This window comes from Bradyrhizobium embrapense, from assembly GCF_001189235.2.
Lineage (GTDB): Bacteria > Pseudomonadota > Alphaproteobacteria > Rhizobiales > Xanthobacteraceae > Bradyrhizobium > Bradyrhizobium embrapense.
This window is the reverse complement of record NZ_LFIP02000003.1, coordinates 506,655-519,437: the sequence shown is the minus strand read 5'-3', so window position 1 is coordinate 519,437 and position 12,783 is coordinate 506,655. Positions and strand designations below refer to the sequence as shown.

The window sequence follows — 12,783 nt, the reverse complement described above, 5'->3', positions numbered from 1 at the left end:
TCATTTCGGGTTGGGATCGTTGATCTCCGCCCCGGGATCCTCCAGCCTGCCCGCACGCGCGAGTTTCACAGCGTTTCCGAGCGCGTGCGCCGCATTTATGACTTCCTGCTGGAACGCCGTATCCTTGTCGAGCGCCTGGTGCGAGGTCGCGTATGGTTCCATGTAGCCGAGATATCCGTCCGCCTCCCCGGCGCGTCCGCTCGAGACGAGCCACATGTCGGTCAACCAGTCCGACAGTGATCGCCGGAGAGTTTCGGCGCCGACGCTGTCGCCATGGACCACGATGCCGAAGTGACGTCCAGCGAGATGGCGCGGATACGACCAGCCCTTCAGCTCCAGCGCCTTGGCTTCGTCTGCCCGCTTGCCGTGCGTCGAGGATGGATCGGGATTTCCTCCGTCGGCGCAGACCAGCCGGTCGATCATCGCCTTCAGTCCCGCCGGCGCATGGTACCAGTTCACCGGTGTGATGATGAGAATTCCGTGCGCGGCGACCCAAAGCGGGTAGATCTCGTTCATCCAGTCGTCGGTTTGTCCCAGCGAATAATTGGGGTAGCAGCTACACGGCCAATGGCAGAGCGGCATCGCGGTCGCAACGCACGACTTGCAGGGATGAATGTGCTTGCCGAATTCGGAGGTCAGTCTCGAGAGATCGAGTATGTCGACGACAAAGCCCATATGTCGAAACACTGGCTCGGCCAGCTCGACGAGCCGCCACGTCTTCGACATTTCGCCAGGACAGGTGTGCTCACTGCGGGACGACCCGTTGACAATGAGAATTCGCGCGGGCTCCTCTAGCGATTCATGTTGTTCTTGAGCCGCCACGATCGCTTGGCGCGCAGCCAGCCAGTCAGCGGCGATGTCGTAGGTTGGATCGGCGAATTTGGGCCCTGCCTTGCGTGTCCGAGGCGCCTTGCGCGAATGACTATAGGCGTCCCACGCCGCGGCGACGATCGCATTAATCTCCCGCTGCAAAGGCTCAAACGCAGAATCCTTGAACCGGCTGCGGTAACGCTGCTCGAATTCCTCGCGCGAAAGTTTGACGGAGGGCATGCCCTTCCGGACATCAGGTTGCATCACAAGGGACCAACATAATTTCTTGGCACCAATGCAAGGGAAACTCGGCGGTTCCTGTGTTGCGTTGCGACCTCGACCGCGATCTTTGGAAGGGGCTAGAAGGCCGCGCAACGGCCCAGGCGTCACGAGTAAACTTCTAGGTGGCCGCCATCTGCCTGGAAAGGAGGTCGAGAGCCTCTGCACAATCTCGTGGCTTGGTCACCACCGGAACATGCGCATACTTCTCCGGCAGATTACTTGCGTCGTATCCGGTATACAGCGTGACAGGTATGCCCATCTCAAGCAGGGCGGGATCATGCGCACCGCAAGTCGCGTACTCCACTACCATGGATCACCGAGCGCAAGGATCTGCGGTACCTGCGCAGCGTCGTTAAGGACATCGTGGCCGCAGCCGGCATTCGACCCGAACTTCCATTCACCTCGTTTCGCCATGGCGGCTTCACCGACGGAGCCGAAAGCGACCTCACCGACGCGGAGTTGCGAGCCGCCGGCCGCCACAGGTCGGCCCGGCAATTGCCGACCTATGCAAAACGCACGCGAAAGCAGCTGATCTCGGGCACCAGGAAACGCCGCGCGGAGCGAACAAAAGCAGCCGGTTTGTCGGAATAGACGCGGCCGTTTGTCGGAATGACGACTACGAGGGCTAACCTAAGCTATTGAAAAGCTTGGTGGGCGCACCAGGGCTCGAACCTGGGACCCGCTGATTAAGAGTCAGCTGCTCTACCAACTGAGCTATGCGCCCGGAACTTGTTCCGGAATGACCCTCGCAAGAGAGGCCGTCGTTTAGCAAAGCGATTCCGCGATGTCCAGCAAGCTGGCGCAACTTTTCCCGACTTTCTGACAGCCGAGAGGCCGCCGAATTCCGGCGGCCTTTCATAGGCTTGGCAAGGCTGCCGGAGGCTGGCTCTCAGAGCCGGCCGGAGCGCTCCTGATCCGGACCGTTATCGCGGTCGAAATGATGGTCGCGGCCGTCATGCTCCCAGCGGTCCATGCCGCGCTCGAGACGATGGCGACGCCAGCCCTCGGCACCGAAACCGCGCCCTTCCATGTGGGTGAGCATGGTCAGCCGCCGCTTCTGGTTGTCGTCGAGCGTCTTGTAGAGCGGGTCGGCGGCATCGGCGATCTTCTTCAGCGACGTCGCGGTCGCGGCCATGTTGTCGGCGCGCTCGCGCAGCCGCGCGACCGGATCGTCCGGCTTCTGCGCCTGGTCCGCATCGGACTTCTCCGCGGCCATCCGCGCATTGGCGCGATCGAGCCGCATCTTGGCGAAGTCGCGCACCGCGGCTTCGACCGGCGGCCACAGCTTCTCTTGATCGGCGGTCAGCTTCAGCCCGGCGTGCACCGCGGCAATGCGCGCGTCGAGGAAGGCGGCCCGATCCTCGGGGCTCATCCGCGTCTGGCCATGGAACCACGGGCGATGCTGGGCATAGACCGCGGTCGAACCGGCAATCGTGAGCGCTGCGATACCGGCAAGCAGAACTTTCTTCATCCGAACCTCCTTTGAAGGTTGCCTGAGGATGCTGCCGCCGCCCCTCGCCTTCAACTTACAGATTGGACAGAGAAACCTCTCTTACCAAGATGTAATCCGCTTCATTGCCGGTCAGAAACATCCAAAGCGCGGAATCGCGCTTTGGTTTTCCGGTTATCGCTAAATCATTCCCAGCAGCCGCGGCAGCCACAGCGAGATCTCCGGCACGTAGGTGATCAGGCCGAGGAACACCAGCATCGCGCACAGCCATGGCAGGACCGAAATCGTGATCTCGCTGATGCCCATCTTGGCGATACTGCTCGCGATGTAGAGGTTGAGCCCGACAGGCGGATGGCACAGCCCGACCTCGGTGTTGACGATCATCAGGATGCCGAGATGCACCGGATGCACGCCGAGCTTGGTCGCCAGCGGAAACAGGATCGGCGCCATGATCAGGAGGATCGACGACGGATCCATCACGTTGCCGGCGAGCAGCAGGATGACGTTGACGACCAGCAGGAACATCCAGACCGAGAAGTTCTTGTCGATGATCCAGGCCGCCATCTCCTGCGGGATCTGTTCGTGCGTCATCAGGAACGAGAACAGCACCGCGTTGGTGATGATGTAGAGCAGCATCGAGCTCATGCTCGCCGCCTGCAGCAGCACCTTCGGCACCTCGGAGAGCTTCAGCTCCTTGTAGACGAACACGGTGATGAAGAAGGCGTAGGTCGCCGCGACTGCGGCTGCTTCGGTCGGCGTGAAGATGCCGCCATAGATGCCGCCGAGCACGATCGCGATCAGCAACAGGCCCCAGATGCTTTCGCGGAACGCCTTGAACTGCTGGCCGATGGTCGCCCGCGGCATCTTCGGGTAGCCATTGCGCTGCGCGACGAAGAAGGTCACCGCGGCCAGCATCAGCGCGAGCAGCACGCCCGGCACGATCCCGGCCATGAACAGCGCGCCGATCGAGGTGTTGGTCGAGACGCCGTAGAGCACCAAGATGATCGAGGGCGGCACCAGGATGCCGAGCGCGCCCGAGGTCGAGATCACGCCGACGCCGAACCGCTTCGGATAGCCGTGATCGACCATCGCCGGCATCATGATCGAGCCGATCGCGACCACGGTGGCGACGCTCGAGCCCGAGATCGCCGCGAACATCGCGCAGGCTGCGACGCCGGCCAGCCCAAGGCCGCCGGGCAGATGCCCGACCAGCGAAGTGGTGAACGCGATCATGCGCCGCGCGACGCCGCCGCGGGTCAGAAAGGTACCGGCCAGGATGAAGAACGGGATCGCCATGATGCCGAAATTGTCGAGGCCCGAAAACAGCTTCAAGCCGACGCTCTCGATCGGCACCTCGGTCATGGTGAACAGGAAGGTGAGCACGGTGAGGCCGAGCGAGATCGAGATCGGCATGCCCGTCAGCATCAGGGCAAACAGCAGTCCGAAAATAAGTGCGGCGCTCATCACGCTTCTCCGAGCGCGACGGGCGCGGTCTTGCTGGTCTCGACGCCATCGACATGGGAGGCGTCATGGTGCGGGAGCTCGCCGGTCTTCCAATAGGTCCAGCACACCTGGAGGAAGCGGAAGCACATCAGATAGGAGCCGAGCGGAATGCAGGCGTAGACGATCCAGCTCGGAATCTCCATGTCCGGCGAGACCTGGTCGGTGTGCATCAGCTCGAACACGAACTTGGCGCCCATGGTGCCGACGATCGCGGTGAACAGCGCGCCGCCGAGCAGGCCGAAGGTAATGGTGCGCTTGCGCCAGAAATCATTGAGGCGGTTGATCAGCACGTCGACGCCGACATGGATGCCGGTGCGCACGCCATAGGCGGCGCCGAACTTCGCCATCCAGATGAACATGTAGATGCACAGTTCCTGCGACCACGCGAGGTTGATGCCGAACAGATACGGATAGAGCACCGGCACGTCGACCAGGAAGCGGTGCACCACCGTGATGAAGGTGAGAAGCGTCGCAGCGCCCATCAGGCTCGCGATGATGATTTCCTCGAGCCGGTCCAGAATTTTCAGCAGCATTGATCTCCCCTGTCATGGCCTGATGCGGCAACCGGCCACGGCACCCGGTCCGCGGCCTCATGCGGCCGCAGCATTCGTTGGATTTGCGGTTCAGATCCGCGATTTGTTGGGCATGATCGGAAAGCCGGTGTCCGCCTTTCCGGATCACGCCTTAGTTCATCGGGCTGCGGCCCGTTTCCTTGAGGAATTCGTCGATCAGCGGCTGGCCGACGCGCGAGGCGACGTCCTTGTAGACCGGCATCATCGCCTTGCGCATCGCCTCGTCCTGCTCCGGCGTCAAGCTGACGATCTCGGTCTTGCCGGCCTTCTTGATCTCGGCGAGCGCGTCCTCGTTCTCCTTGGCCGACTGGTTGTTGCCGAACTCGGTGGCTTCCTTCATCGCCTTGTTGAGCTGGTCGCGGATGTCGGCCGGCAGGCCGTCCCAGAACTTCTTGTTCACGACCACGACGTAGCCGATGTAGCCATGATTGGTGACGGTCGCGTACTTCTGCACCTCATGCATTTTCTGGGTGTAGATGTTCGACCAGGTGTTCTCCTGCCCGTCGACCACGCCGGTCTGCAGCGCCTGGTAGACGTCGGAGAACGCCATCACCTGCGGAATCGCACCGAGCGCGCGGAACTGGGCCTCCAGCACCTTCGACGACTGGATGCGGAATTTCAGTCCCTTGTAGTCGGCGGGCGCGACCAGCTTCTTGTTCGCGCTCATCTGCTTGAAGCCGTTGTCCCAGTAGGCGAGACCGGTCATGCCCTTGGAATCCAGCTTCTTGAGCAGCTGGGCGCCGAGCGGACCGTCGGTGACCTTGCGGAGCGATTTCAGGTCGGGGAGGATGTAGGGCAGATCGAAGACTTCGAATTCCTTGATGCCGATCGGGCCGAACTTCGAGTTCGATGGCGCCAGCATCTGCACCGCGCCGAGCTGCAGCGCTTCGAGCTCTTCCTTATCCTTGTAGAGCGTCGAGTTCGGATAGACCTCGACCTTCACCTTGCCGGAGGTGTACTTCTCGGCGAGTTCCTTGAACTTGTCTGCCGCCTTGCCCTTCGGCGTATCCGAGGCCACCACGTGGCTGAACTTGATGACGATCGGCGACTGCGCCGAGGCCTGCCCGACAAAGGTCAAGGCCGCGATCGACGCCGCGGCCAAAATGAATTTACGCATGTTTCCTCCCGCGTATTGCGGAGCACGAATACCGGCCCCGAGACATCCGGTCGCACCATTACAGACAAGCAACGCCGATTGCCATTGCCCCTTTAGCAGGGGCTAATTGCGCCGTTGCTGCACTGCAAAATTCGATACGGCGGTATCCCCTTCGGCTCTCGCGGCCGTTCAATGACACCGCCCGCACGCTGTGCCCGGCCATGGCGGCGCGGTCAATGCGAAGTTGGGCAATGGCGAGTTCGCCGGGCACGAAGGCTGGGACCCGACGGGCAGCGTGGCAAGGACGGCAATGACGATCACCGAGCACTCGGTGTCATCGCCCGCGCATGCGGGTGATCCAGCATTCCAGAGACGCCGGTGCTTGAGCAGAGAGGCCGCGGCGTACTGGATCGCCAGGTCGCGCCGGGCAATGACAGGTGAGGATGAGGATGCAGATTCTCGTTCTCGCGACATGATTTGCCCGAGCTTTGCATTTCGTTTTCGCCTCCTCACAGAGGGCGCAGGGAAAGCCGGGTGCCGATCGCACCCATGGGCCCCGAGCAATGGGTAGAAAGCTCGGGGGTAGGACCACAGGTGTAACCGGAAACAACCCGGCTTTCCCTGCGCGATGGGCTACGGCTTACTTCGTGCTCTCCCCGGCGAGACTGGGCTTTGTTGTCACCGTCTCCGCAACGCGCATCGCGAAAAGACACCTACCACTAGGGCGTCAGGACCACACGACTTCACCGTCCGCGTCATGCGCATTCGTCGACTGCGCGATCAGCGTCCACCGCATCTCGACCCACGTTCGTGACGACCGCGAAGCGCCCCTCGATCGGGTGAGACGAACAGACCATATACCGGATTGCCATTACGATAAACCGAAATATTTTCATTGCGGGGACTTGACGCGTTTTGCTGATTTGCCCGTCGTGTCCAACCGGCAACACCTGAGCAAGTGAATCGCCACGCGATATCAGTCGCAGGCTGCGGCGCCGAGCGCGGCAGCCGCACCACCCTCCTCGCGATCGGTCAGGAGCATGGTCTGCACGTCGCGCCACTCCCTGAAGGGATGTGAATGTCAGCAATCACCCAAGATGGCCGTTGCGTCGCGCTGCCCTCCTTGTACAGTCAGGAAACCGAGAGCCACCGCTGCCGGGGAGCTGGGAAAAACGTGGCCGATTCTGATGCGCACGAGAGCATCGCCAACCTTATCCTGCTGTCGTTACCGAGAGCGACGCTGAGGCGGCTACAACCTGACCTGGAGCTGGTAAGCACAGCAAGGGGTGAAGTAGTTGATCGAGCCGATCAACCGGTCAATTACTTGCATTTCGTGAACCGCGGTCTGATCTCGCTCGTTAAATCGATGGAGGATGGTCGCACTGTCGAGATTGGCGTGGTTGGCATTGAAGGCGTCACCCAGCCCGGCACAATCTTTGGCATCAGCAGGGCTCCGCTCGATACGGTCGTTCAAGTCCCGGGCTCGGCGTTCCGCATCAAGCACGGCATCATGAAGGATTGTTTGGCCAAAGATCAAGAACTCCGCGAAGCATTGGAAAAATACGAGAGATTTGCGCTTTTGGCATTTGCGCAGACGGCCGCTTGTAATCGACTTCATCATCTTGAGGAACGCTGCTGTCGCTGGCTGCTGATCGCTCACGACAACGCATTGTCTGATACATTCCAACTCACTCATGAATTCCTGGCCATGATGCTGGGCGTTCAACGCTCAGGAGTGTCTATTGCGGCAAGCCGCCTGCAGAAAGCCGGGCTCATACAGTATCGCCGCGGTCAGGTGACGATCGTCAACCGGTCGGGGCTCGAGGACGCAACCTGCGAATGCTACGCCACCATGCGAACCGAATTCAGAAAGCTCTTTGGACCACCAAAGAGTGCGTGATTTACCTCCGGGCCGTGGCTAGATTCCCGGCATGTCCAAAATCCTGCAGTAGTGTTCGAAATCATACAGACCCGATTGGCGCACGGACGGTAAGTTTTCGTTTACTTGGGATTACAGCGCAACTTTTCGCTAAATCAACTCGGAACCGTCATGAAACCCGAGCCTGCCGTAACTTGGACGAAAGCTAGTGGGGACGCGTCCTTGGATAAGTTCATTACACGCGCGAACATCGACCATTGTTTGGATCTCCTGAAGGCCCGCGACACACCGGACGAAACTAGGGCGACGATCACCCGAATACTGATCGAGGAAGAGAGAAAGCTAGGCCACGAACGCGAACAACTCGAGTTCGCTGAAAACAGGGCCAGAGCCTGCCGCGAGCGCACCGAGCGTCAACGGCGTTTAACCGATTCGCTCGAACCTGGATCGCTGGAACGGAGGCAGGCGGAAAGCCTGCTCGTCAGTTTCGAATGGCTCGCAAGGTTCATCGAAGGTACCACTAACCAGATGCGCCGGAAGGTGAATTGCGGCCAGCTCTAAGTCTTTGACGCCCATCAAAGACCGCATCGAGCAATCTCGGGCATCATTCAAAGACGTTGCGAACGGCTAGCCTGACCCATTGTCATTAGTTTGCGCAACGGAGGACGAGCTTCATACTAAGCACGTCCGGCAGAGGCCGCCCGAGTTGGCGGCCTCTTTTATTTGCGCGCTAAAGGTCGAGATGCTGCACAAGCTCTTGGCCGAGTGGCGAGTAGCATAAGCAAAACTCGATGCAGAGGGTGAGACGAAATCGCTTCGCCGGTTTTTGACGCCGCTCAAGTCCGTCTGGCGCCCGCGGCAGTAAGATTCAGCATCAAGCCGCGGAGCTGTCTCATGACTGACGAGGTACTATATACGGTAAGCATCTTGATCCTGGGACTATCTCCAATTGCAATCGCCGCAGTTGCAATCTTTATGTAAAGAGAGGCCGCCATCAGATGGCGGCCTCGTTCATTTTCGAGCCTCGCTGCCGCAATCGACTTATCTAGTCTTCGTCGTCATCTGACCGCATCATTGCCTTGCGTCGCTCTATGACATCGCTCATGTCGTGGAGTACGAAGATGGCAAGTGCCGCCACGCGTTGCCTCTGCTCGGGATTGAGCGTCTTGTAGAGCGGCTGCCAAGCCTCGGCTAGCTTGTCCAAGTCGGCCGATCGTTGAGCCAAAGCTTCCGAGCGTCGTTGCAGAAAGGCGATCGGGTCACGATTGCGCAAGGCTTCGATGCGGCTTTCGTCAGCCCGCCTGCCCACTGTTTCTTGCACTTTTGCTACGCGCGCTTTCCGATCCTCCGCCCTGGCACGTATGGCGCTCTCCACTGGCGGCCAAAGTTTTTCTTGTTCGGCGGTCAGTTGCAACGCTGCCTTCGTTAGATCGATCCGCATGTCCGTGAGATTATTGCGGTCCGCTACATTCAAGCGCTCCGAAGACGCGGGCGCGGTTTGCGGACCTTGCGCGTTAGCGATCGACGATGCGACAAGGAAGAGTGCGGTTGCTCCAGTCACTATTCTCAACATCGGAAATCTCCTAAATAATGAGTGGCCCCCGGAAAAAAATGGCATGCAGCGCGCTGCCCGTGTTGACGACCATCAAGGAAATATTATTCCGGCAGGGCGTCTGCCCGTTCACTGCTGACGCATTCGCCGGCATGACATCCGGATAATCTTGGTCTCCGGTAGCTGCATGTCCAAGCGCACCGCGCCTTCACGGCCAGTGCCGGTCTGATACCCATCACGGGGATCAGCTATCAGGCTGCGTCAGGGAGCAACCGCTCCGTGAATGGCACGGCAATGTCGTGCCAGCGCGTCACGCGCGACCACGAATGTCTTCAGCGGCGTTTCGATGTCGTAGAAATAGATGTTGGCGACGAAGCCATAGATGCCGGCATCGATGCTCGTCGGCCTGTCGCCATGCACATAGCCCTGCGCCGGGATCAGATTCGCCAGTGCGGCGAGATCGGCGAGCCCGCGGGCGATCGCGGCGTCGGGCGCGAAGCGGCCGATGCCTTGATAGTAGTAGCGTTGGGCGTTGAACGCCTTGGCCTTCATCAACCCGTCGTCGGTGAGGCCGGGGTGTTCGCGCTTGAGCGCATCGCGGAACTGGGGCCAGTAGCGCTCGTCCTGCCAGCGCGAATAGGACATCACCCAGTAGAGATCGTCTAGCGTTCGCGTGACGAGGAGATTGGTCGTACGTTGTGCCGGCGTCAGCGCCGCATCCAGCGACACGCCGTATTTTTCGGTGACATGGGCGAGGATGGTCTCGCTGTCGCCGACGCTGTCATCGCCATCGACGATATAGGGCAATTGCTGGCGCGGCGCCTTCGAGGCATCGAAAATGTGTTCGTGCCGGAACGGCACGCCGGCGAGCTTCAGAAAGGCGAAGACCTTCAGCCCGTAGCCATTGTTGTCGGCGACGCCGAACAACGGCGGATAGGAATAGAGCGTGAGCATGCCAGCTCCGTCACGTCCAAGCCGGCGACAGGCTACCTCAAGATCGGTCGGCTGGAAATGTCAGGCAGGTAAGCCCGGGGTCGGGACGCAGCCGCGGTGGCTGCGTCCCCGATATGCCGGCCGGCACGGCCGCCGCTCACTCGTCTTCACCGCGACGCGGTGCTGATGTTCTCGCCAAAGAACTTCCAGGTCTTGCCGTCGAACTTCGCGAGCTTGAAGGTGTCGAAGGTGGAGTAGTCCGTCGGCGACACCGAGACGGTGATGCCCGGCAGCAGGAGCGGCAGCGAGACCTTGCTGAGGTTCGTGGCCTGCTTCAGCAGATTCTCGCGCGTCAGCACGTCGCCGCAATTCTTCAGGATGATGGCCGTGAACTGCGCCGACAGATAACCGATCTGGTTGCTGCCATCGATCGGATTGCCCTCCGGATACCACTGCTTCATGAAGGCGAGATAGTCCTGCACGCCCTTGTCGGTGTCCCATGCGGGGTCCCCGACCACCTTGGTCGCCAGCGCCGTCATGAGGCCGGTGGATGCTTCGAGGCCTGCGGGCTCGAGCACACCGCCGATCGAGCTGGCGACGGAGACGATGAAGTGCGTCGGCTTCCAGCCGAGATCGGCAACCTTGCGGATCGCCTGCGCGCCGAACTTCGGCGTCGTGATCGTCATCAGCACATCGGCGCCGCTGGCCTTCAGATTAACGATCTGGGAATCGATCGTCGGATCGGTCACCTCATAGCTGAGCTCCTTGACGATCAGGCCGGCCTTCTCGCCCAGCCCCTCCTTGAAGCCCTTCAGATAGTCCTTGCCGAAGTCGTCGTTCTGGTAGATCACGCCGATCTTCGCGTTGGGCAACTCCTTGGCGATGTACTTGGCGTAGATCTTCGCTTCCTGCGCATAGGGCGGATAGAACGGCGTGGTCCAGGGGAATTCCTTCGGATCGTTCCACTTCGAGGCCCCGGTGGAGATCAAGAGATGCGGGATCTTCTTGCCGTTCAGATATTTTTGGATCGACGAATTGGTCGGCGTGCCCAGTGAACCGATGTCGGCAAGGATCTCATCCTGCTCGACGAGCTTGCGCGTCTGCTCCACCGTCTTCGGCGGGCTATAGCCGTCGTCCATGCTCAGCAGCGTGATCTTGCGGCCGTTGATTCCGCCCTGGCTGTTGATCATCTTCCAGTATGCGGCCTCAGCCCTGCCCTGCGTGCCGTACGCCGAAGCCGGACCGCTGTAGGGCATGGTCTGCCCGATCTTGATTTCGGTATCGCTGGCGCCGGGATCGTATTTCTTGTCGGCAGCAAGAATCGCCGACGTGGAAACAAGGCTGAGCGCGGCGACGGCCGCGAGCGTGATGCAACGCATGTGTTCTCCCCATTCGCGTCGCTGTTTGCCGCGACGTCCGGCGGGATAATGATCATGCCTGCGCGGGATGTCGACCCCTTACAGCCCCATCCAGGCCGTGACGGCGGTGAACGATGCCCAGAGCGTCCATCCGAGCCCGGCCAGAGAAATCAGCGCCGCCGCCATCGCAATCGTCAGCAGCAGGCCGTCCTCCTGCAGGTAGGCGATCGCGATCAGGACGACCACCATTCCCGGAATGACGTTCACCAGTGGCAGCGGCCAGCCCGCCGAGAAGGCCAGCAAAAACACGACCAATCCGACCAGGCGGTCGATCACGTCGCGACGCGCGTCCCAGCGCGGCCGGCTGATGCGCTCGATCGCCTGCAGCATCGGACGGACCAGGACGGTGAACCGCTTGAAGCGCTTGAAGTCGAACTGCCGCTTCGACAGGAAATGCGGAAACGACGGCGCGCTGCGGCCACGCATCATCTCGACCGCCGGAAACAGCAGCGCCAGCGTCGCAACCGTCGCAACGCCGGGAATGATCACCAGCAGCCCCAGAAGCAGCAGGAGCAGGCCGAACGACCGCTTGTCCAGGTTGCTGAGGAGCCATTCGAGATCGACGGGGCCGTCCGGTGCTTGAGCGACGAGTTCCTCAAGAAGTTGGGACGTGTGCGTGGGCGCCAATGGGGCTCCGGACGAGGGGGTCATGCCGCCAAAGTGGCCAGACTCGGCATCGATTGCAACAGCTGCCGAAGCAGACTAGGAAGCATGGGTGACCCACGATTCCGATCAGGCATGGCAGCGCCATGCGCCGTCAAGCCCGATTCCCGCCGCTCGCCGCCGCTGGCCGTGGTTCCTGCTGGTCGTCGTCCTCGCCTGCGTAGGCGCCGGAGGCGTCTACGCCTGGCCCCAGATCGCGCCGCTGGTTCCCTCTCTCGGCAACGCTGCGCCTCGCGACGAAGTGGCAGGAGGCGACAAGGAGGCATTGCCGGATCTCCTCGCGACCCAGCAGAAGCTGCAGGATGATATCGGCGCACTCAGCAAGTCGGTGGCGGACCAGCAAGAGCAGATGAAGACGATCGCCGACCAGCTGGCGGCCCTGGCCTCGAAGGTCGATGCTCTGCAGCGGCCCGCTCCGGCTCCCGTACCACCGCAGGCCACGGCAACGGCCGACCAGCCGCATGCAGCACCGACCGCGCAGGCGGTGCCGAAGCCGAGACGGCCGCCGGTTCGGGCGCCAAAACCGGCGGGTCCGATTTCGACCGGGGGCGCGCCGCTCAACGTGGCACCGGGCGCCGGGGCGCGCTGAGTCGGGCCGCCGTCAGCGCAAGTTCAACGCAACAGG

At 61.3% G+C, this 12,783-nt stretch carries 13 protein-coding genes and 1 tRNA gene; 4 read left to right on the top strand and 10 right to left on the bottom strand.

Going from position 1 to position 12,783, the window contains the following annotated elements; genetic code table 11:
- On the bottom strand, positions 1-1,074 hold the full coding sequence (locus AKN83_RS16450; protein ID WP_430641559.1) for a flavodoxin family protein: 1,074 nt from the start codon (positions 1,072-1,074) through the stop codon (positions 1-3).
- Between the two features lie 381 nt (positions 1,075-1,455).
- Between AKN83_RS16450 and AKN83_RS39655 the strand changes: the two genes are divergently transcribed.
- Positions 1,456-1,683, top strand: coding sequence for a hypothetical protein (locus AKN83_RS39655; protein ID WP_157113412.1), 228 nt, complete (start codon positions 1,456-1,458; stop codon positions 1,681-1,683).
- 57 nt (positions 1,684-1,740) lie between these two features.
- Here AKN83_RS39655 and AKN83_RS16440 read toward each other — a convergent pair.
- The 5 genes from AKN83_RS16440 to AKN83_RS16420 all read right to left on the bottom strand — a co-directional run bounded on the left by AKN83_RS16440 (position 1,741) and on the right by AKN83_RS16420 (position 5,734).
- Positions 1,741-1,816: transfer RNA gene (locus tag AKN83_RS16440), tRNA-Lys, on the bottom strand.
- 165 nt (positions 1,817-1,981) lie between these two features.
- Positions 1,982-2,563, bottom strand: coding sequence for a Spy/CpxP family protein refolding chaperone (locus AKN83_RS16435; RefSeq protein ID WP_050405139.1), 582 nt, complete (start codon positions 2,561-2,563; stop codon positions 1,982-1,984).
- 159 nt (positions 2,564-2,722) lie between these two features.
- Positions 2,723-4,006, bottom strand: a complete 1,284-nt coding sequence (locus AKN83_RS16430) for a TRAP transporter large permease (RefSeq protein ID WP_050405138.1) — start codon at positions 4,004-4,006, stop codon at positions 2,723-2,725.
- The gene (locus AKN83_RS16425; protein ID WP_050405137.1) at positions 4,006-4,578 is read right to left on the bottom strand and encodes a TRAP transporter small permease; all 573 of its coding nucleotides are present in this window, start codon (positions 4,576-4,578) and stop codon (positions 4,006-4,008) included. The genes AKN83_RS16430 and AKN83_RS16425 overlap by 1 nt, the downstream gene beginning before the upstream one ends.
- Before the next feature lie 151 nt (positions 4,579-4,729).
- Complete coding sequence (locus tag AKN83_RS16420; protein ID WP_050405136.1) at positions 4,730-5,734, bottom strand: TRAP transporter substrate-binding protein; 1,005 nt, start codon at positions 5,732-5,734, stop codon at positions 4,730-4,732.
- A gap of 1,057 nt (positions 5,735-6,791) precedes the next feature.
- Here AKN83_RS16420 and AKN83_RS16415 point away from each other — a divergent pair.
- Both AKN83_RS16415 and AKN83_RS16410 read left to right on the top strand, forming a co-directional pair.
- Positions 6,792-7,613, top strand: a complete 822-nt coding sequence (locus AKN83_RS16415; protein ID WP_083992087.1) for a Crp/Fnr family transcriptional regulator — start codon at positions 6,792-6,794, stop codon at positions 7,611-7,613.
- A 201-nt stretch (positions 7,614-7,814) separates the two neighbouring features.
- Complete coding sequence (locus tag AKN83_RS16410; protein WP_063695416.1) at positions 7,815-8,153, top strand: hypothetical protein; 339 nt, start codon at positions 7,815-7,817, stop codon at positions 8,151-8,153.
- Positions 8,154-8,637: 484 nt separating this feature from the next.
- Here AKN83_RS16410 and AKN83_RS16405 read toward each other — a convergent pair whose 3' ends face one another.
- The 4 genes from AKN83_RS16405 to AKN83_RS16390 form a co-directional block, all read right to left on the bottom strand.
- Positions 8,638-9,165, bottom strand: coding sequence for a Spy/CpxP family protein refolding chaperone (locus tag AKN83_RS16405; protein WP_050405133.1), 528 nt, complete (start codon positions 9,163-9,165; stop codon positions 8,638-8,640).
- Positions 9,166-9,405: 240 nt separating this feature from the next.
- The gene (locus AKN83_RS16400) at positions 9,406-10,098 is read right to left on the bottom strand and encodes a glutathione S-transferase family protein (RefSeq protein ID WP_050405132.1); all 693 of its coding nucleotides are present in this window, start codon (positions 10,096-10,098) and stop codon (positions 9,406-9,408) included.
- 146 nt (positions 10,099-10,244) lie between these two features.
- Positions 10,245-11,456, bottom strand: coding sequence for an ABC transporter substrate-binding protein (locus tag AKN83_RS16395; protein WP_050405131.1), 1,212 nt, complete (start codon positions 11,454-11,456; stop codon positions 10,245-10,247).
- A gap of 78 nt (positions 11,457-11,534) precedes the next feature.
- Complete coding sequence (locus AKN83_RS16390; protein WP_050405130.1) at positions 11,535-12,122, bottom strand: exopolysaccharide biosynthesis protein; 588 nt, start codon at positions 12,120-12,122, stop codon at positions 11,535-11,537.
- Positions 12,123-12,210: 88 nt separating this feature from the next.
- Here AKN83_RS16390 and AKN83_RS16385 point away from each other — a divergent pair, with 88 nt between their 5' ends.
- Positions 12,211-12,747: a hypothetical protein gene (locus tag AKN83_RS16385; protein WP_050405129.1), complete on the top strand. Its 537-nt coding sequence runs from the start codon at positions 12,211-12,213 to the stop codon at positions 12,745-12,747.
- Positions 12,748-12,783 lie beyond the last annotated feature (36 nt).